The organism is Achromobacter spanius (assembly GCF_003994415.1).
GTDB lineage: Bacteria > Pseudomonadota > Gammaproteobacteria > Burkholderiales > Burkholderiaceae_B > Achromobacter > Achromobacter spanius_C.
In genome coordinates, this window is sequence record NZ_CP034689.1 from 2,406,158 (window position 1) to 2,423,915 (window position 17,758).

General features: G+C 67.5%; 21 protein-coding genes. 3 read left to right on the plus strand and 18 right to left on the minus strand.

The features are described from left to right. Positions 1–41: 41 nt before the first annotated feature. Genes ELS24_RS11190 through ELS24_RS11270 form a run of 18 tightly spaced genes read right to left on the minus strand, consistent with a single transcriptional unit; the run spans position 42 to position 15,084 of the window. Positions 42–1,268, minus strand: a complete 1,227-nt coding sequence (locus ELS24_RS11190) for a beta-ketoacyl-ACP synthase (protein ID WP_127184141.1) — start codon at positions 1,266–1,268, stop codon at positions 42–44. Further along, positions 1,268–1,999: a 3-oxoacyl-ACP reductase FabG gene (gene fabG, locus ELS24_RS11195; RefSeq protein ID WP_050450073.1), complete on the minus strand. Its 732-nt coding sequence runs from the start codon at positions 1,997–1,999 to the stop codon at positions 1,268–1,270. Before fabG ends, ELS24_RS11190 begins: the two co-directional genes overlap by 1 nt. Further along, positions 1,996–2,484 (minus strand): hotdog family protein, encoded by a 489-nt coding sequence (locus ELS24_RS11200; RefSeq protein ID WP_127184142.1) that lies wholly within the window; start codon positions 2,482–2,484, stop codon positions 1,996–1,998. Before ELS24_RS11200 ends, fabG begins: the two co-directional genes overlap by 4 nt. Then, positions 2,481–3,695 (minus strand): beta-ketoacyl-ACP synthase, encoded by a 1,215-nt coding sequence (locus tag ELS24_RS11205; protein ID WP_205736963.1) that lies wholly within the window; start codon positions 3,693–3,695, stop codon positions 2,481–2,483. Before ELS24_RS11205 ends, ELS24_RS11200 begins: the two co-directional genes overlap by 4 nt. 59 nt (positions 3,696–3,754) lie before the next feature. Continuing rightward, positions 3,755–4,309 carry a hypothetical protein gene (locus ELS24_RS11210; RefSeq protein ID WP_127184143.1) on the minus strand — a complete coding sequence of 185 codons (555 nt, stop codon included), beginning with the start codon at positions 4,307–4,309 and terminating at the stop codon, positions 3,755–3,757. 8 nt (positions 4,310–4,317) lie between these two features. After that, positions 4,318–5,565: an NAD(P)/FAD-dependent oxidoreductase gene (locus ELS24_RS11215; RefSeq protein ID WP_205736964.1), complete on the minus strand. Its 1,248-nt coding sequence runs from the start codon at positions 5,563–5,565 to the stop codon at positions 4,318–4,320. Positions 5,566–5,607: 42 nt separating this feature from the next. Beyond that, positions 5,608–7,476 carry an MMPL family transporter gene (locus ELS24_RS11220; RefSeq protein WP_240669548.1) on the minus strand — a complete coding sequence of 623 codons (1,869 nt, stop codon included), beginning with the start codon at positions 7,474–7,476 and terminating at the stop codon, positions 5,608–5,610. Further along, positions 7,446–7,934, minus strand: a complete 489-nt coding sequence (locus tag ELS24_RS31245) for a hypothetical protein (protein ID WP_240669490.1) — start codon at positions 7,932–7,934, stop codon at positions 7,446–7,448. Before ELS24_RS31245 ends, ELS24_RS11220 begins: the two co-directional genes overlap by 31 nt. Next, the gene (locus ELS24_RS11225) at positions 7,918–8,601 is read right to left on the minus strand and encodes an outer membrane lipoprotein carrier protein LolA (RefSeq protein ID WP_240669491.1); all 684 of its coding nucleotides are present in this window, start codon (positions 8,599–8,601) and stop codon (positions 7,918–7,920) included. Before ELS24_RS11225 ends, ELS24_RS31245 begins: the two co-directional genes overlap by 17 nt. Next, entirely contained in the window at positions 8,598–9,041 is a 444-nt protein-coding gene (locus ELS24_RS11230; protein ID WP_050450067.1) for an acyl-CoA thioesterase, read from the minus strand. The genes ELS24_RS11225 and ELS24_RS11230 overlap by 4 nt, the downstream gene beginning before the upstream one ends. Then, a complete protein-coding gene (locus ELS24_RS11235; protein WP_050450066.1) occupies positions 9,034–9,966 on the minus strand; it encodes a glycosyl transferase in 933 nt (310 codons plus the stop codon). Before ELS24_RS11235 ends, ELS24_RS11230 begins: the two co-directional genes overlap by 8 nt. Then, a complete protein-coding gene (locus ELS24_RS11240; protein WP_127184145.1) occupies positions 9,963–10,718 on the minus strand; it encodes a glycosyltransferase family 2 protein in 756 nt (251 codons plus the stop codon). Before ELS24_RS11240 ends, ELS24_RS11235 begins: the two co-directional genes overlap by 4 nt. Further along, positions 10,702–12,402 carry an AMP-binding protein gene (locus tag ELS24_RS11245; RefSeq protein ID WP_127184146.1) on the minus strand — a complete coding sequence of 567 codons (1,701 nt, stop codon included), beginning with the start codon at positions 12,400–12,402 and terminating at the stop codon, positions 10,702–10,704. The genes ELS24_RS11240 and ELS24_RS11245 overlap by 17 nt, the downstream gene beginning before the upstream one ends. 3 nt (positions 12,403–12,405) lie before the next feature. Next, positions 12,406–12,954: a hypothetical protein gene (locus ELS24_RS11250; RefSeq protein ID WP_050450364.1), complete on the minus strand. Its 549-nt coding sequence runs from the start codon at positions 12,952–12,954 to the stop codon at positions 12,406–12,408. Then, a complete protein-coding gene (locus tag ELS24_RS11255; RefSeq protein WP_050450365.1) occupies positions 12,951–13,205 on the minus strand; it encodes an acyl carrier protein in 255 nt (84 codons plus the stop codon). The genes ELS24_RS11250 and ELS24_RS11255 overlap by 4 nt, the downstream gene beginning before the upstream one ends. A gap of 15 nt (positions 13,206–13,220) precedes the next feature. Beyond that, entirely contained in the window at positions 13,221–13,481 is a 261-nt protein-coding gene (locus ELS24_RS11260; protein WP_050450366.1) for a phosphopantetheine-binding protein, read from the minus strand. Next, a complete protein-coding gene (locus ELS24_RS11265) occupies positions 13,478–14,323 on the minus strand; it encodes a lysophospholipid acyltransferase family protein (RefSeq protein WP_127184147.1) in 846 nt (281 codons plus the stop codon). The genes ELS24_RS11260 and ELS24_RS11265 overlap by 4 nt, the downstream gene beginning before the upstream one ends. Further along, complete coding sequence (locus tag ELS24_RS11270; RefSeq protein ID WP_127184148.1) at positions 14,320–15,084, minus strand: beta-ketoacyl synthase chain length factor; 765 nt, start codon at positions 15,082–15,084, stop codon at positions 14,320–14,322. The genes ELS24_RS11265 and ELS24_RS11270 overlap by 4 nt, the downstream gene beginning before the upstream one ends. A gap of 135 nt (positions 15,085–15,219) precedes the next feature. Here ELS24_RS11270 and ELS24_RS11275 point away from each other — a divergent pair, with 135 nt between their 5' ends. The 3 genes from ELS24_RS11275 to ELS24_RS11285 all read left to right on the plus strand — a co-directional run bounded on the left by ELS24_RS11275 (position 15,220) and on the right by ELS24_RS11285 (position 17,671). After that, positions 15,220–15,858, plus strand: coding sequence for a 4'-phosphopantetheinyl transferase family protein (locus ELS24_RS11275; protein ID WP_240669492.1), 639 nt, complete (start codon positions 15,220–15,222; stop codon positions 15,856–15,858). Positions 15,859–15,960: 102 nt separating this feature from the next. Then, positions 15,961–17,178 (plus strand): NO-inducible flavohemoprotein, encoded by a 1,218-nt coding sequence (gene hmpA / locus ELS24_RS11280; protein ID WP_127184149.1) that lies wholly within the window; start codon positions 15,961–15,963, stop codon positions 17,176–17,178. Positions 17,179–17,233: 55 nt separating this feature from the next. After that, a complete protein-coding gene (locus ELS24_RS11285; protein WP_127184150.1) occupies positions 17,234–17,671 on the plus strand; it encodes an Rrf2 family transcriptional regulator in 438 nt (145 codons plus the stop codon). Positions 17,672–17,758 lie beyond the last annotated feature (87 nt).

Genomic DNA, 17,758 nt, shown 5'->3' on the forward strand with positions numbered 1-17,758 from the left:
GTTATGAAAGTGAATCAAGGGCTGAAAGAGAGGACGCCGGCTCAAGGCCAGCGGCGAAAAACCAGGGACGTGTTGATGCCGCCAAACGCGAAATTGTTGTTCATGACGTACTCGTTGCTCATGCGGCGGCCATCGCCTTGCAGGTAATCGAGTTCGCCGCAACGCGGATCGATATTGCGCAGGTTCAGCGTGGGGGCGTACCAGTCGCGATTCAGCATTTCGATGCTGAACCAGGACTCCAGCACCCCGCAAGCGCCCAGCGTGTGGCCCAGATAGCTTTTCTGCGAGCTGATCGGCATGCGGCTGCCGAAGAGCGCGTGCGTGGCCTGGGTTTCGGCGATGTCGCCTTGTTCGGTGGCGGTGCCGTGGCCGTTTACGTAGCCGATGGCTTCCGGGGGCAGGCCGGCATCCGCCAGCGCCATTTCCATGGCGACCCGCATGGTGGCGGCTTCGGGCCGGGTGATGTGGGTGCCGTCTGAATTGCTGCCGAACCCGACCACTTCGGCATGGATGCGCGCGCCGCGCGCCAGCGCGTGGTCCAGCGATTCCAGCACCAGCATGCCGCCGCCTTCGCCAATGACCAGGCCATCGCGGTCGCGGTCGTAGGGGCGGGGCGTGAGTTCCGGCGTGTCGTTCTGCTGGCTGGTGGCATACAGCGCATCGAACACCAGCGCTTCGCTGGCGCACAGTTCTTCCGCGCCGCCGGCCAGCATCATCTGCTGGCGGCCGTAGCGGATGGCCTCGTAGGCATAGCCGATGCCCTGGCTGCCCGAGGTGCAGGCGCTGGACGTGGGGATGATGCGGCCTTTCAGTTCGAAGAAAATGCCGACGTTGGCGGCCGTGGTGTGCGGCATCATGCGCACATAGGAATTGGCGTTCAGATCGTCGGTGACGCCGTTTTGCAGCATATTGCCGAAGGCGCGGATTTCGTCGGTGCTGCCCACCGACGAGCCGCAGGCCACGCCCATGCGGCCGTCGGTGATGCTGGCGTCGCCCAACAGCGCGGCGTCTTCCAGCGCCAGTTCGGCGGCGCGCACGGCCAGTTGCGACACGCGGCCCATGCTGCGCAGTTGCTTGCGGGTCCAGTGCGCGGGCACGCGGAAATCTTCCACCGGCCCGGCCAGCCGCGTATTCAGTTCAGCAAAGCGCGACCAGTCGGGCATGTACCGGATGGCGCTGCGGCCCGATTGAAATGCTTGCTGCACGCTGGCCCAATCCGAGCCCAGCGCGCTGATGCCGGCCATGCCGGTAATGACGACGCGGTTCATCAGCACAAGCCTCCGTTGACGGCGATGACCTGGCGCGTGATGTAAGCGGCGCCGGGTGACATCAGGAAGGCCACCGTGGCGGCGACCTCTTCGGGCTTGCCCATGCGTTGGGCCGGCACCGCCTTCAGGATTTCTTCAACGGGTACGTGCTCGTCGATCATGTCGGTATCGATCAAACCGGGCGCCACGCAGTTCACGGTGATCTGGCGCTTGGCCAGTTCAACGGCCAGCGCCTTGGCGGCGCCGATCAGGCCGGCCTTGGACGCGCTGTAGTTGACCTGGCCACGGTTGCCCACCAGGCCCGACACCGACGCCATGCAGACCACGCGGCCCGCCGCGCGGCGCCGGATCATGGGCATGGCCAGCGGGCTGAGCACGTTGTAGAAGCCGTCCAGGTTGGTGCGCAGCACCTGGTCCCAGTCGTCGCCGGTCAGCGCCGGGAACGCGCCGTCGCGCGTCAGCCCGGCGTTGAGCACCACGCCGTAATAGGCGCCGTGCGCGTCCACGTCCGCTTGCAGCACGGCCGCGCATTGCGCGCGGTCGGACACGTCGAATTGCAGGATGCGGGCCTGGCGGCCGCGCGCGGTGACCTCGGCCAGCACGGCTTCGGCCTGTTCGCGTTGTTGGCGGCAATGCAGGACCAGGTCATGGCCGGCGTCGGCCAGGGCCAGCGCGATGGCGCGGCCGATGCCGCGGCTGGAGCCGGTGACGAGTATGGGGGCAGCGCTCATGTGAGGGGGGCTTCCTGAGTAAATTCGTTGGGGTCCTTGGGCTGATAGACATTCAGCCGGGCGTGCGCCAGCAGAGGGGCGTCGTCGCCTTCGTTGCTTTCATTACGCTCTTCGCGCAATTCGCATTCGAAAACGCTCATGCCGCTGGCGTCGATCAGGCCGCGTTGGACGTGGATGGACAAGGCCATGCCCACGGGCAGGCCGTCGCAGTGGCAGTCATAGCGCCGGGTGCCAAGCAGGAATCCCAGCTTGACGGTGGCGCCCGCTTCGCGCGCGTGGCAGCCGGCCCAGGCGCCCACGGCTTGCGCCATGAACTCCATACCCAGCCAGGGCGGCAGCGAGCCGTCGGGCAAGGAGTAGGGGCCGGGCTTGACGACGGCGCGCGCGCGCAGGCTGTCGGCGTCGTAGCCCAGCACGTCGTCGATCAGGATCATGTTGCCTGCGTGCGGCAGCAGGCTGGCAATGGGCCAGGGGCATGCGTTCATGGGCGGGCTCCCAGGATCAGGCTGGCGTTGTTGCCGCCGAACGCGAACGAGTTGCTCATGGCGATGCGGGGCCGGCCTTGGGCGTAGCGGTGCAAGCCGTTGCTGAAATCCAGCGCGGGCAGCGCCGGGTCGGGCTGACCGTCCCAGACGTGGGGCATGAGCCGGCCATCGGCCGTGCGCTCGGACAAGGTGATCCATGCCAGCGCCGCTTCCATGGCGCCGGCGGCGCCCAGCGTGTGACCGGTCAAGGCCTTGGTGGACGCGCAGGGCACGCCTTCGGGAAACACGGCATGCATGGCCAGGCTTTCCATCGCGTCGTTGTGCACGGTGCCGGTGCCATGCAAATTGACCCAGCCGATGTCGGCGGGCGTGACGTCGGCGGCGCGCAGGGCGGCAAGCATGGCTTGCCGCGCGCCCGCGCCGGAGGGCTCGGGCGCCGACATATGCCAGGCGTCCGAACTGGCGCCGCCGCCCAGCAGGGCCACGGCATCCGCATCAGAGGCGTCGCGTTCCATCACGAACAGAACGCCGGCTTCGCCGATGTTGATGCCACGGCGGTTGGCCGAGAACGGCTGGCAAAGCCTCTCGTCGATGGCTTCCAGCGTGGCGAAGCCATTGATCGTCAGGCGGCAGAGCGTGTCCGCGCCGCCGCACACCACCGCGTCGCAAAGGCCCAGGGCCAACAAGCGGCGTGCCGACAGCAGCGCGCGGGCGCTGGATGTGCACGCGGTGGACAGCGTGTAGGCCGGGCCGGTCACGCCTAGATGCGCGGCCAGGAACGCGGCGGGCGACGACAGTGCCTGACGGCGGTAATCGTAGCCAGGGGGAAAGGCGCCTTCGGCGGCAAGCGCCCGGAAATCTGGCGCATTGTCGTTCACGCCCGACGTGCTGGTGCCCAGCACCACGGCAACGCGGGCCGGGCCATGGCGGGCGATGGCGCGTTGCAATGTCGGCGCGATCTGGTCCGCGCAGGCAAGCAGCAGGCGGTTGTTGCGGCTGTGCAGATGGGCGGGCAGGGCGTCGGACACCGTCGGCAAGGCGCCGTCATAAGCGCCCAGCGTCAGACTGCGGCCGTTGACCCAGCCGGCCTGCCTGCGCATGCCGTGCGTATCGCCGCTGAAGGCCGCTTGCGCAACGGCGTCCACGCCCGCGCCCAGCGCGCAGACGATGCCGGGGGCGCTTAGCCAACTGGTGATGGGGCTTCTATTCATGTCGGCTCCCGTTCATGTCGGCTCCCCTTCATTGCAGCCCGGTCCATTGCGGCTTCCATTCATGGCGACTCCTTCAGCGGTTCGACCCGCCACATGACGCCATCGGCGCCGCTGATGGTAAAGACGTCGGGCCGCGCGGCTTGCGGCCAGCGCACCGTCCATCGAACCTGGGCGCCATCCAGCAGGCTGCGTTCAGCAGTGCCGTCATCGTGCCGCTGCGCGCGCCACGCGCCCGCGCCGTAGGCCGCGTCCAGCTCTGCCTGCGGTGTCCACGCGAACATCAGCGCGGCGAAAAGATCGCGGGCCTGGGCGTTGGGACGCAGGAATCCATCGTTGCGCCAGCGACCGGCTTCCAGCATCTGCCGTGCTTGCGGCACGCCCATCGGGTCAAACAGCGACCAGCGCAACGCCGCGCCTTCGCGCTGCACCACCAGCATCGTGTCCACCCGTGGCTGGCCGGTGGCCGACTGCACCACATGCAATTGGCGCGGCAAGGCAAAGTGGGCGTCGCGCGCGGGAACGGGCGGGGCGCTGGCGCAACCGGCCAGCGCGGCAAGCAGCATCGCCGTGGCGATGGCGCGGCGCGGAGACAGGAGGGTTGAAAGGGGATGCATGATGCGCGTCAGACCGCTTCCGCTTGCGTGGCGGCGACACGGCAAAGTTCGCTCAGCATGCGCAGGCGGCGTTGCGGGCTGGCGACGAAGGGGTTGGCCGTGTCCCAGGCGTAGCCGGCCAGGATGGAACTGATCATGCGGCGGATTTCCGGCTGCGGGTTCTTGTGGAACACGACGTCCTGGAATTCGCCGCTGTACCAGCCCTGCACATAGGCGCGGAAGGTTTCCACGCCCAGCATCAGGGGCTTGGCAAAATCGGCCTGCCAATCAACCAGTTCGCCGCCCAATTGGCGGTGCAAGGCGTCGGTGGCCAGCTTGGACGAACGCAGGGCGATGGTGACGCCCGATGAAAACACCGGGTCCAGGAATTCGGCGGCGTTGCCCAGCAGCGCATAGCCGGGGCCGTGCAGCCGAGTGACGCTGGCCGAGTAGCCGCCGATGGTGTTGGCGGGCGTGTCCCAGACCGCGTTGGCCAGCACGCGCTTGAGGTTCGGGGCGGCGTCCGCCATGGCGCGCAGCGTCGTCATCAAGTCTTGGTCGGGGCCGCCGAACAGGTCTTGTCCGCCCACCACGCCGAACGAGCAGCGCCCGTTGGAAAACGGAATCAGCCAGTACCAGATGTCGGGCTGTTCGGGATGCACGCTGATCAGGATCTTCTCGCGGTCGAAACCGGGGTCGTCGATGCGGTCTTCGATGTGCGTGAAGATGGCCTTGCGCGGGGGCATGGACGACGGGCGTTCCAGGTCCAGCAGGCGCGCCAGCACGCGGCCGTAGCCGCTGGCGTCCAGCACGAAGCGGGTCTGAACCTGATAGCTGTCGCCGTTGGCGCCGCGCACGTTCAGCACGGGCTGCTCGCTGCTGAAATCAGCGGCGGTCACTTCCTGCTGGTAGCGCACGTCCACACCCTGGCGGGCGGCGTCGTCGGCCAGCACCTTGTCGAACTGCGCGCGCTGCACCTGGAAGGTGGTGCCGGGGCCGGCGGTGAATTTGTCGCGGAAGTCAAAGTAGGTGTAGTCGTCGCCGCGCGCAAAGGCGGCGCCGTTCTTCACTTGAAAGCCCGCCGCGTTCACGGCGGGCATCATGCCGGCTTCTTCCACGAATTCCAGGCAGTGGGCCAGCAGGCTTTCGCCGATGGAAAAGCGCGGGAACTGTTGGCGTTCCAGCATCAGCACATCGTGGCCTTGCCGCTTGAGCAGCGCGGCCGCGACCGCGCCAGCGGGGCCTGCTCCAATGACGACGACTTCACGATGTTCCATGCGAGTTGATTCCATGTCGGTGCAATAAAAGTTCGGCCACGATCAGGCCGCCGGGGGCGGACGCACCCAGGGTGACCACAGCAAGGAAAAGGCGACGCCCAGCGCCACCGCCATGCCGAAGTTGGCGATGGCGGGCGTCTGGCTCACGGCCAGCAAGCCGAACGACAGCAGCGTGGTGACGGCGCCCAGCAAGATGCCGACCAGGCTGGCTGCCGCGCCCGCCACGCGCTCGTACATGAAGATGGCGTAGTCCACGCCGATGGCGGACACCAGCAGCAGGCCGAACAGGCTGAACAAGGTCAGCGGCTGGCCCAGGTATCCCAGGGCCGCCAGGGCGCAGGCGGTGGCGGCCACGGGCACCGACAGGATGCGCCAGGTGGCGGCGCGGCCCAGGGTCAGCAACAGCAACGCCGCCGCCACCACGTAGGACAGCAGCTTGAGTTCGGCGGCTTCGATGCGGGTGGACGCGAACATCCGGTTCAGGTCACCACTGCGGTCCACCAGTTCGACTCCGGGCAGCCCTTGCGTGATGCCCTCCAGCGCGGCGGTGTTGCGCAGGCCCAGCAAGGTGACCATGCCGGCCGCCTCGCCGCCGTGCAGCCCCAGCCATTGCGCGCGCCAGCGTTCGGCCAGCGGTCCTTGCAGCGCGGCGTCGATGCCGAGCGCGGGCAGCGCGGCCAGGGCTTGCAGTTCGTGTTGCACGGCGTCCAAGGGAATGCCGAGGTCGGTCAATGGCTTCCACACCTGCGGCTGTTGCGCCAGGGCTGCCAGGCGTTGGCCCAGCGTCCGCTGGTCTTCAGCGGGCGACACCAGTTGGCTCAGCGCGTTGTAGCCGGCAAGATCGCCGCGCTTGACCAGCGCGTCCAGCTTGCTGGCCACTTGGGCCTGCCTGCGCAGCAGTTCATCAGCGTTGGCGCCGCGCACCAGGAAGAACTGGCTGGTGGGCGTGTAGCCGGTGATCTCGCCGATCTGGCGCGCCTGCTGCAACAGCGGCGCGGGCAGGCTCAGCCATTGGCGCAGGTCGTCCTGGATGACAAGGCGGCTGATGCCGCCGACCGTCGCGGCGCTGAGCGCCAGCGCGCCGACCACCAACAGCACGCGCCGGCCCGCCAGGCGTTCGCGCAGGCGCAGCGCGGCGTCTGCGGCTTGCAGCAAAGGCGGCCAGGGGCGGGGTTGCCAGCCGTTCATCCAGGCCGGCAACTGGCACACCGTGCAGGCGTAAGCGCCCAACAGGCCAGCCGCCGAAAAGACGGCGGTCTGTGTCAGTGCGGGAAACGGGGTGAAGGCCAGCGCGATATAGCCGACCAGACTTGCCGCCAGGCTGATGCTCAGCCCCGGCAACACGCGGCGCAACGCGGGCCACGCTCGCCAGTCGGCCATGCCGTAGCTTTTGCCTAGCCAATGCATGGGAAAGTCCACCGCCACGCCAATCAGGCTGGCGCCGATCACCAGCGTCAGCACATGGATCGAACCGAACACCGCAACGCAGGCCACCGCGCCGGTCAGCAAGCCCACCGCCACGGGCACGAACGCCAGCAGGGCGCGCACGCGGCGCAAGGCCAACAGCAGCACCAGGACGATGCCCGCCAAGGCGATGGACCCGATCCATGCACTTTCCGCCATGGCCTGCGTCCGCCCGGCCGCAGCGTATAGCGGGCCGCCCGCCACCAACAATTCAGCGCCGTCGGCGCGCAGCGCTTGGCGCGCGTCATCGATGCGCGCCGCCAGGTCTTGCGGCGCGTCGGTATCGAAAGCGTCCGCGCGGGTTTCGGCCCGCACCAACACCCAGCGCCTACCGCCGTGATCGGCTTGCAGCGTGCCGCTGCCCATGTCGTATTGCACGGTGCCGCCCGGGCGCAGCGCCTGTTCGGCGCGCCGCGTCAGGCCCAGCCAGTCCTGGTCCACGGACACCAGCCCCGACGATGAAAACGGGTCGGACAACTCACGCGCGCGCCGCTGGGCGTAGGCGGTGGGGTCGGAGGCCAGTTGTTCGCGGTCAGCCACCGGCAGCATGGCAAGCCGGCCCCCAGCAGTTGCGCGCGCAGCGCGGGAACGTCCACATTCAATTCAAGCTGTACCGACGCAAACAGGCCGCTTGCCCGCAGGCGCTCGGCCAAGGCGCGCGCGGGGGCAACCGGGTCGGCGCCAGGCGGTGCGGCCACCAGCGCCAGCAACTGCCGCGACAGCGGCTCCTGGATGCGGGCTTCGGCCAACTGCCGGGTGGCGTCGGTTTGGGCGTGCGGCACCAGTTCCATCAGGTTGGCGGACACCGGCCAGCCATGGCGGCACTGCCAGGCACCCACGCATAGCACCAGCAACAAGCCCAGCTTGAAGAGCCGGGGCAGCCAGCGCTCAATCGGCAAACGCACGTTGCTCCTCGGGGGTCAGTGCATCGGCGGGGGCCGCGTCCGTCATTTGCAGGACGCTGCGGTCGCCCTGGGTTTCGCGTAATTCGATGCGGTCGACAAGCTTGCCGCCGTTGATCTGGATGTTGTCGAAAATCTGGCGCAGCAAGGCGGAGCGGGGCGTCAACAGCAACTGCCAGGCGTGGGTCTCGCCCGTGAGCGTCAGGTCGAAGTTTTCTTGCAGGCCCTTCGTGTCGCCCGCCAGCACCGCCAGGAACAGCTGGTTCTCGCGGCTGGATCCGGTTTGCTGCGGCAGGGCTTGCCAGGCGCCGGATTCGTCGCGCCGCGCAATGCCCTTGGCGTTGATGCGCAGATCTTGCGCGATGGGCGTGCGCAGCAGCCACAACAGTCCTTTGCCGGCTGCCAACGTGAAGTCGCCCCGGCTGGTCAGCGGTTGCGGCAGCGAGCGCAGGAATTTTTGCTGCACGAAGTGGCCGCGCACAATGGGCGTGGCGCGCAACTGGGCTTGCAGGTCGTCCAGGCCAAAGGCGTGGGCGTGCGCGGGCAGGGCGGCCAGCAACAGCAGCAGAGCCATGCGATGCGCGACGGTGCGCGTGGCCTGAATCCAAGTGGCCCGGTGCAGGGAACGGAATACGTTCATGCCGAGCGCGTTGATGTTCAGCATGCTCATGCCGCGGACTCCAGCGCTTGCAGCCTGCGCTGCACGGCGTCCACGAAAACGGTGGGCGACGTCAATTGCATTTCGCGGGTTTCGATGCACACCGCGACTTGCTCCGAGGTGCCGCGCGTCAGCCGCTGGCCGGTGGCCGCGTCCAGGATCAGGTAGTTGATCTTCAAGCGGTTTTCCCATTCCACCAGTTCGGCGCGCACCGTCAGGCGCTGGCCGAATTGGGCGGGCTGGGCGTAGCGCAGATGCAGGTCGATCACCGGCCAGGCGTAGCCGCTGGCGCGCATGGCGTCGTAGTTGTGGCCCAATTGGTCCAGCAGTTCGCAGCGCGCCTGTTCCAGGTACTTCACGTAGTGGCCGTGCCATACGACGTTGAGCGAATCGACGTCGAAGAACGGCACGCGGATGTCGATTTCCGCGCCGATAAGGCCTCGTTTACGCATCGTCTTTCCAGAAAGGGTAGAAGTTGAACCACTGCAAGGGCGCTTGGCGGCAATACGCGGCAAGGCGGTCGGCGTAGCGTTGCGCCCAGTGGGCGATGCGTTCCTGGCGCGTTGCGCGCGTCCAGTCGATGCCGTCGGACAGGCGTTCCATGGCGACGCGATAGCGCGCGCCGTGGCGCGTGCAGAACAGCACGTTGACGGGGCAGCGCAGCAGGCCGGCCAGCAGCCACGGCCCTTGCGGCAGGGCGGCGCGGGCGCCCAGAAAATCAACCAGGGTTGTGCGGTCGCCTTGCAGCGGCACGCGGTCGCCGGCAATGGCTAGCCATTCGCCACGATCCAGCCGCTGCGCCAGGTCCAGCATGACGGGCGCATCCAGTTCGCTGACTTGAATCATGCGCAGCCCGCCGCCCGCTTCGCCCAGCAGGCGGTTGAAGTGGACCGCGTGCTTGCTGTGCACCAAAACGTTCAGCCGCAGCAGGCCGGACTTTTCCGCCAGCGCGCGGCAGACTTCGATATTGCCCAGGTGCGAGCCCACCAGGATCTGGCCACGGCCCACGCCCATTTGCGCGTGCAGGCCGTCCGGGTCGGACATGTCCAGGTGCGACATCGTGATCTTGCCTTGCCAGACATCCAGCTTGTCCAGCATGGCGTCGGCAAACGCCAGGTACTGGCGGTACACCGGCAGGGTGCGTGGCAGCGGTACGGGTTGTGATGGACGCGCCGTGCTTTGCGTCAACCGCTGCTGGTACTGCGCGATGGCGCGCCGCGCGCGGCCGCCGAAGGCGTAGAAGTACAGCACGACCAACCACACCACCGGCGCCACGACGCGGCGGCCCAGCCTGCGGGCGGCCCAGGCCGTCAGGCGCATCAGCGTGGGGCTGCCACGCTCGGGCTGGTGCGCCCAGTGGGGATCTGTGGCGCTCACGATCGTGCCTTTTGCGCCAGGCGGCGCCAAAGCAAGGCGGGCGCGCGGCCCAGCATGCCGAAGAACAGCCGCGCATGCATGCGGCTGATCAGCAGGTTGTCGCGCAGGCCCTTGAAGTGCGACACGCCGCCTTCGGGGTAGCTGACGTGGGTGGGCAGCCAGGCCATCGGCACGCCGCGCCAATGCAGGCGCACCAGGATGGCGATGTCGAAATCCATGCGGCGGCCCACGCTGGCCTGTGCAATGACCGGCAGCACGCGCGCCAGCGGATAGACGCGAAAGCCGCACATGGCGTCGGGGATGTCTAGCGACAGCGTGTTGATCCATACCCAGACGCGGGTCAGCCAGCGCCCATAAAGACGGCTGCGCGGCACGTCGTCGCCATAGACCGGCGCGCCGCAGATCACGGCTTGAGGCTGGGCGCGGGAAGCGTCGGCCAAGGCCACGGCGTCCGTCAGCGCGTGCTGACCGTCGGCGTCCACCTGCAAGGCGTGGGTATAGCCGAACGTGGCGGCGGCGCGCAGGCCATCCTGCACCGCCGCGCCCTTGCCGCCGTTTTCGCTGCGGCGAATCAGATGCGTGCGCGGTTGCGCGGCCAATGCGTCCAGCACGGCGGCGCAGCCGGGTTCAGAGCCGTCGTCCACCAGCACGCAGGGCAGGCCCTGCGCCGCCAATTGCGCATGCACGGCCGCGACGGTGGCGCCGTGGTTATAGACGGGGATGACCGCGCAGAGTTTATGTTGTTGCGCCATGGTCGTCTTGATGCGGAATGCGGCCGGACGAGCAAGGGGCGTCGTCCACCGTGCAGGTGAAATACAGCTTCTGTTTGGTGTCGTCCCAGCGCAAGGCAAGCAGGGCGCGGTCGCCCGGGCGCAGCAGGCGCTGGAACTTCAAGGCTTCCATGCCGCTAAAGCGCAAGCCGGGGCACAGCTCGCGTTGGGCGATCGATACGGCCCAACTGATCTGGGCCACGCCAGGCACCACGGGCACGGATGGAAAATGCCCGCTGAAGAAAGCCAGGTCGTAGGGGATGTCCAGCGTGTAGCGGCGTTCGTTGGCGGGCTGGCCGGGTATTTCCTGAGCAATCGGGTCAACCGGGCGTGGGCCGGCCGCCGCGTCGAACAAAGCCTGCGGCAGCTTGCCTTGAGCATTGCTGGGCAGGTGCCTGAAAAAGCGCCACGCGCGCGGAATGGCCAAGGATTCGAAACCGGCGCCCAGGTGCGCGCGCAGCGCCTCAACGACGGTTTTGCGGCCCTGGTTGCGCAGTACGTGCAAGCCCGTGGCCGACAGCGCCACCAGCCCCGTCAGGCGCGTGGCGCCGGTGGCGCTGCCCACGCGCGCGTCGCTGACATAGGCGTGGCGCATCAAGGACAGTTCCAGCATGGGCAGCGAGATGCGCTTTTCTTCAATCTTGACGATGCGGTCCAGGCGGCCCAGTAGCTGGAAGCCGTTGGCGCTAAGCTGCGCGCCGTCGGCAGTTTGCTCGTCGGCGGCATGCACCCACGGCGATTGCACGCGCAAGGCGCCGTCGGCGTTCACGCTGATGGTCGCGCCCGGCAGCGGCTGCCAGTCCGCCGACCCGCGCCGCCACGCGACCGCGCCGGTTTCAGAGCTGCCGTAGATTTCGGTGGGACGCAGGCCCAGTTCGCGTTCAATGTCGTCGGAAACCTCGGTCGGCAGCGCGCCGCCCGACGAGTGGATGCGCAGCAGCCGGCCGCGCAGTTGCGCCCAGTCCAGCCGTTGTCCCAGGCGGCGCAGCAAGGCGGGGCTGGCGATCCAGGTGAAGGTCGGGTAGCGCAGGCTGGCCTTTTGCAGTTCTTCGGGATAAAGCCGTTGGCGGCGGTCGATCAGCCGGCCCGCGCATAGCGGCCACAGCACGCGGAAAGGCAGGCCATACATGTGCTGGGCCGAGACGCTGCCCAGCACGGGCGCATCCAGGTCGGGCCATTGCTGCTGCAAGGCCTGGACCTCTGCCGACAATTGCCGCCACGGTTTGTGCAGAGGCTTGGGCGTACCGCTTGATCCCGAGGTACACAGCACCAGGCCCACGGACGGGTCCAGGCTGGCGGGCGCCAGCGGGGGATGGTCTTGCAGCTCGGCCAGCCGCCATTGTCGGGCAGGCGGCAGGGGCAAGTCGGCGTCGGTGAGCCATCCGGCAACTTCCGGGTCCAGCGCGGCGCAGGTGGCGGGCTGCGCGTCGCCGGGAAGCACGGCGACGACGCCCGCGCGCCAGCAGGCGAAGAGAGCTACGGCCAGCGCCGCGGCGTCGTCGAACCACAGCGCCACTCGGCGCGGCGCGCGCGCCTGCAAGGCCGCGGCCACGCGCAGACTGGTTTGCGCGAAGGCGGCGCGCGCAAGCGGCGGGTCGTCGGCGATGCACAGGTTGTCGGCGGTGTCCGACGGCAGCAGCAGGTGTTCCAGCGGTGTCCAGCGCATGGCTTAAACCGCCTTCGCGGCCGCTGGACGCAGCAGCCATTCGCCTGCCATCAGCAGGCCCATCAAGCCATAGCTGATGGCGCCGTTATAGGCCATCCACCAGCTCCACGGCCCCCACGCCGCCAAACCCGCCGCGACCGCGCCGTTCAAGGCGAAAAACACGCACCAGGCGCGCGTGACGTTGCGGGTATAGCGCACGCCTTCGGGTGGCAGGTTGGGGTGGCGCAGGCGCGCCAGCTGTTCGACCACCGGGCGGCCCACGCGCAGGCTGGCGCCGAAGATGGCCAGCATCATCGCGTTGACCATCACGGGATACCAGCGCAGCCATGCCTCGGTATTGCACAGGGCAAGAATCAGGCAGAAGGTGACGGCAACGGCGGGCAGCAAGCGGCCGCCGGGCTGTCCGGCGCGCGCGGTGAGGCCGCGCAACAACCACAGCACGGCCAGCGGCAAGGCCAGCCACGCGGGGCTGACCCGGCCCAGCGTCGCATGCACCACGAAGGGGTACGCCACGCCAGCTACGGCCAAACCGGCCGCCACGCCGCGCCTCATGCGTCGGGAGCCTGCTTTTGCCACATGGCCTGAACCACGTCCTCGACGGTGCGCACCGTGCGGAAGTCGTTCGCATCCAGCTTGCGGCCGGTCTGGCGGCGCACGTGGTCGATCAGGTCGATGGCGTCGATGCTGTCGATTTCCAGATCGGTGTACAGATGGGCCTCTGGCGTGACGCGCTCGGGTTCGATCTCGAACAGTTCGACCAGCGCATCGCGCAACGTATTGAAGATGTCCTCGCGGGTATGCATCGTGGACTCCATGCGTCAGGCGCGCCGCTGGGCGGTGACAAAGGCCGCCAGGCTGTTGATGCTGGTGAAATGCTCGCGCATGTTGCGCGTTTCAGGGTCGATGGCGATGCTGTAGCGCTTTTGCAGCGCCAGGCCCAGTTCCAGCGCATCGACCGAGTCCAGCCCCAGGCCGTCGCCGAAGAGTTGCGCGTCGGACGCGATGTCGTCGGGGCTGATGTCTTCCAGCCCCAGTGATTCGATGACGAGCGTCTTGAGCTCAAGTTCCAGTTGGTTCATCCCGCTTCAACTCCGCTGCCACCCGCCGGGGTGGCTTGTTCGTTCATGACAGCACCGGCCGGCGCGCGCGCCAGCTCGGCTTCGAAATAGGCATGCAGCCAGGCATTCATCTTGCGTCCGGCGGCGGGCAGGGGGTGCGCGCTGCTCCAGACGGTGGGGTCGATGTCTTCGCCCACCTGGATCACATAGCGCATCCGGCGCGCCGGAATTCGGTACCACGGTTCACCCTTGGTGAGGCTGCGCGGGTTCATCCGGATGACGACAGGTGTGACGACGCGCGCCCCACGCAGTGCAATGGCGCAGGCGCCCCGGTGAAACTGCGGCAAGGCATCGGGGGGCGTGCGCGTGCCCTCCGGAAAGACGATCAGGGTTTCGCCGTTGCGCAGCACATCGGCGGCGCGGTCGAACATGTCGAAGCTTTCGTCGTTCGTGATGTAGCCGGCGTTGGCGATGGGGCCGCGCGTGAATGGGTTGGTGGCCAGGCCGTGCTTGACGATGCAATTGGCGTTCTTGACATGGCCCACCAGGAAAACGACGTCTAGCAATGACGGGTGGTTGGCCAGAATCATCTGCCCGGGCTTGCCCAGGCGTTCAGCGCCCTTGAATTCCACCGTCAGGATGCCGACGCGGACCATGAACCGGATGAACAGGCGGAACGTGCCGTTCAGCGCCCAGCGCGCGCGGCGCTGGCGTTCCAGCTTGCCGCCCGGCAACAGGCGCTGGGGCGGAAAGACCAGCACGCGCAGCAGCACGCCGCCCAGGCCGAACATCGTGAACGCCATGCCGGTGGCCACCAGGCGCCAGAGCCAGAAGTCCTGGCGGGTTTGGGTAGGGCTAGTCATGCGTTGCGGGTCCAGGTCCAGCGTCGAGCGCGATTCACATGCCCCCAGGAGGGCGTGCGCAGCGTCAGGTGGCGCAGCAGATTCAAGGGGTTTGGCCAGGCTTGCGATGCCTCGGCGGCGGGGGGCGCGATGGCATCGGTGGCAGGGCGCGGGTTTGGGCGGGCCGGCTCGGCCGCCATGGACAGCGTCCATTCAGTGCCCGCGCGCAGGTGAAAGGCGGCGGCGTAGGTGTAGGGCACGTCGTCGATCCACGGGGCGTAGGGGGCGGGCGGGCGCTCTTCGGCCAGCACCACCAGCACGTCGTCATGTCCCTGTTCCAACAGCATGGCGCCTTCGATGAAAGCGTGTTCCAGGCCGTCGTCGTCCACGGAAATGGCGACCGATTCCGTGGTTTCGCGGCGTATGATCGACCACTGCGCGGCGATGGCGTTGTGCACGGACAGGCCGAACGCGGTGGGTGACAAGGGCTCATCCGCCGCCAAGGACTGCAGCAGGCCGAAATTGCGGCTGGTTTCACCGTGCCGCGAGGCGAACACCAGCGGCATCGCGGGGCGATCGGCGGCCAGCGGCCACGCGCACTCGAACACCGCGCGAGCCAATGGGCTGAGTCGGCGGCGTTGCATGGGCGGCAAAAAATCCAGGCGGGGCGCGCGAGGGCTATCCAGGGGGCAGTAAGGGTGTTGCGCCCAGTAATACCAGTCGTCGGGCGACTCCATTCCTTGCGTCCAACCTTGCCATTGCGCGATTGAAAACGTCAACATAGCGCGCGATTCTACTATGGCCAGTTGCGCGGACTTTGTTTTTAATGGTTACTTTGTCCTTGTCTATTAGCTACGGGGCAGGTTTACGGTACATATAATCGGTTACCTATTGCTGTGGATATTCAGGAACTATTCATGTATTGGGCGGACAAAGGCGCCGCCGATCACTATCTAGTGGAGAACTTGTCCCTGGAGGACAGGGCGCGCGTGTCCGGGCGGACAGGCCCCAAAGCCCAGGAAGACTGGCGGGTCAGCCGCGCGCTCAAGCACGAGGTCAGGCGGACTGCCGCCCCTGGAGCGGTGATGTCGCTTAGCCACAGCGGCGGCCATGCCGTCTGCGCCAGCGCGCCAGCGGGATGGGCGCTGGGCGCCGACCTTGAAAGCCTGCGCCCGCGAGATTTTGCCCGGCTGGCGCAATGGGTATGTTCGCCGCAAGAGGCCGCCGCGCTGGCGGCGCTGACGGGGCCGGCGCAAGGCCAACTCTTTTATCTGCTGTGGACGCTGAAAGAGGCCTTCATCAAGGCGGCGGCGCTGGATTTCCCTGCCGATATGGCCTTGTTCGGGCTGGACCCGGGTACAGACGGCCGATGGCGCTTGCGGGCGCCACCCGGTAATTGGCGCGCGTGCAGTTGGCGCCTGGGCAGCGCTTGGATGGCGTCGGTGGTCTGGCGGGGTCCCACTGACTACACAACGTATCCAACATGGCGCGGCGCCGTGGGTTGCGCATTGCCTGCGCTAACACTTGTTGGCGAATGGCTACGCGACGCTGACTGACATTACAAACGTATGGATCTTCGTTTTGTCCTTCGGATTTAAAGATGTATTATTAATGCATGTTTAAAAAGCGATCCCCGATCGCCCTTCAAGGAGCAGCAGATGTTGAGCCCCCAAGTCCGCGCGCTGGTCAAAGCCACGGCCCCCGTCCTCAAGACGCACGGCGTGGCGTTGACGCGCCATTTCTATGCGCGCATGTTCGAACACAACCCCGAGCTGAAGCAGGTTTTCAATCAGGGTCATCAGGCCGGCGGCCAGCAGCAGCACGCCTTGGCGGGCGCGGTGACGGCGTATGCCGAACACATTGACGACCCGTCCGTGCTGGCGCCCGTGGTGACGCGCATCGTGCACAAGCACGTCAGCCTGGGCATCCGGCCCGAGCACTACGCCATCGTGGGCAAGCATTTGCTGGCGTCCATCCGCGAAGTGCTGGGTGCGGACGCTACTGATGAACTGGTGGACGCCTGGGCCGCCGCCTACGGCCAGTTGGCCGATCTGCTGATTGCCGAAGAATCTCGCCTGTACGCGGAATCGGCCGCCAAGCCGGGCGGCTGGACGGGTTGGCGCGCGTTCCGCGTGGTGGGCAAGCAGCCGGAAAGCGCCGAGATCACGTCCTTCTACCTGGCGCCGTCCGATGGGGGCGCCGTGCCAGCGTATCGCCCGGGGCAGTACGTGTCGGTGCGCGTGTATGTGCCCGAGCTGGGCCTGATGCAGCCGCGCCAATACAGCTTGTCGGACGCGCCCGGCCAGGACCGCCTGCGCATTTCCGTCAAGCGCGAAGCGGCGGGGGCCGACACGCCGGCGGGGCGCGTGTCCAACGCCTTGCATGACCGCCTGCAAGAGGGCGGCGTGCTGGACGTAGCGCCGCCGCAGGGCGACTTCCATTTGAAGGACGACAGCGATGCGCCCGTGGTGTTGGTTAGCGGCGGCGTGGGCCTGACCCCCATGGTGTCCATCCTGAATCACCTGGTCCGCGCCAACGACGAACGCCAGATCCGTTTTGTTCACGGCTGTCGCAACCGTTCGGTGCACGCCATGAAAGACCATGTGAACCAGATTGCGGCCGAGCGCGGCAACGTGCGCAAGGCGGTTTTCTACGAAGAGGTGGGCCACGGCGACCAGGCCGGGGTGGACTACGACCATCGCGGCCGCGTGGACCTGCGCGCCATCACGGACGACGCCATCGTGCCCGGCGCCGACTACTACCTGTGCGGGCCGGCGCCCTTCATGGCCGCGCAACGCGCTGCCTTGCTGGAGCTGGGCGTGGAGCCGGGCCGCATCCATGCCGAAGCGTTCGGCACCGGCGGCGCGCCCGCCTGAGCGGTGTATCCTGGCGGCCTGATATTCCCAGGCCGTCCAGGGCCCCAACCACGCCATGCAACTGACCCGATTCACCGACTTCGGCTTGCGCGTCCTGATGTACCTGACGCAATGCCGTGACCGGCCCGCCGCCGTGACCATCCCGGAGATCGCCGGGCGGTTCGACGTGTCGCGCAATCACCTAGTCAAAGTGGTGCACTTCATGTCGCAGCGTGGCTGGGTCAGCACCGTGCGTGGCAAGGGCGGCGGCATGCGCCTGGCGCGCGAACCGTCCGCCTATCAGGTGGGCGACCTGATCCGCGAACTGGAACAGCAAGGGCCTTTGATCGACTGCCGCGAGCCGCCCTGTGCGCTGGACGGCGCCTGCCGGCTGGCGGGCGTGCTGGCGCAAACGCTGGCGGCGTTTTATGACGCGCTTAACGCCTACACCCTGGCCGATCTGGTGCGCGACCCCACCGCCGCCGCCATCATCAAGCTGCACCGCGCCGCCTGAACTGAACCCAGGGCATGATGTTTTGTTATGGATGCTGCGGCGTTTGGCATTTGCCGGGCGGCCCGCGCGCGCTCCAGAATGGAGGCG

Bases quoted from the DNA above. Each gene is read 5' to 3' on its own strand.
- ELS24_RS11210 (WP_127184143.1), bottom strand. From the start codon at position 4,309: ATGCATCCCCTTTCAACCCTCCTGTCTCCGCGCCGCGCCATCGCCACG.
- ELS24_RS11240 (WP_127184145.1), bottom strand. From the start codon at position 10,718: ATGGCGCAACAACATAAACTCTGCGCGGTCATCCCCGTCTATAACCAC.
- ELS24_RS11260 (WP_050450366.1), bottom strand. From the start codon at position 13,481: ATGAACCAACTGGAACTTGAGCTCAAGACGCTCGTCATCGAATCACTG.
- ELS24_RS11285 (WP_127184150.1), top strand. From the start codon at position 17,234: ATGCAACTGACCCGATTCACCGACTTCGGCTTGCGCGTCCTGATGTAC.
- ELS24_RS11250 (WP_050450364.1), bottom strand. From the start codon at position 12,954: ATGAGGCGCGGCGTGGCGGCCGGTTTGGCCGTAGCTGGCGTGGCGTAC.
- ELS24_RS11190 (WP_127184141.1), bottom strand. From the start codon at position 1,268: ATGAACCGCGTCGTCATTACCGGCATGGCCGGCATCAGCGCGCTGGGC.
- hmpA (WP_127184149.1), top strand. From the start codon at position 15,961: ATGTTGAGCCCCCAAGTCCGCGCGCTGGTCAAAGCCACGGCCCCCGTC.
- fabG (WP_050450073.1), bottom strand. From the start codon at position 1,999: ATGAGCGCTGCCCCCATACTCGTCACCGGCTCCAGCCGCGGCATCGGC.
- ELS24_RS11215 (WP_205736964.1), bottom strand. From the start codon at position 5,565: ATGGAACATCGTGAAGTCGTCGTCATTGGAGCAGGCCCCGCTGGCGCG.
- ELS24_RS11225 (WP_240669491.1), bottom strand. From the start codon at position 8,601: ATGAGCATGCTGAACATCAACGCGCTCGGCATGAACGTATTCCGTTCC.
- ELS24_RS11255 (WP_050450365.1), bottom strand. From the start codon at position 13,205: ATGCATACCCGCGAGGACATCTTCAATACGTTGCGCGATGCGCTGGTC.
- ELS24_RS11245 (WP_127184146.1), bottom strand. From the start codon at position 12,402: ATGCGCTGGACACCGCTGGAACACCTGCTGCTGCCGTCGGACACCGCC.
- ELS24_RS11275 (WP_240669492.1), top strand. From the start codon at position 15,220: ATGTATTGGGCGGACAAAGGCGCCGCCGATCACTATCTAGTGGAGAAC.
- ELS24_RS11270 (WP_127184148.1), bottom strand. From the start codon at position 15,084: ATGTTGACGTTTTCAATCGCGCAATGGCAAGGTTGGACGCAAGGAATG.
- ELS24_RS11200 (WP_127184142.1), bottom strand. From the start codon at position 2,484: ATGAACGCATGCCCCTGGCCCATTGCCAGCCTGCTGCCGCACGCAGGC.
- ELS24_RS11230 (WP_050450067.1), bottom strand. From the start codon at position 9,041: ATGCGTAAACGAGGCCTTATCGGCGCGGAAATCGACATCCGCGTGCCG.
- ELS24_RS11265 (WP_127184147.1), bottom strand. From the start codon at position 14,323: ATGACTAGCCCTACCCAAACCCGCCAGGACTTCTGGCTCTGGCGCCTG.
- ELS24_RS11205 (WP_205736963.1), bottom strand. From the start codon at position 3,695: ATGAATAGAAGCCCCATCACCAGTTGGCTAAGCGCCCCCGGCATCGTC.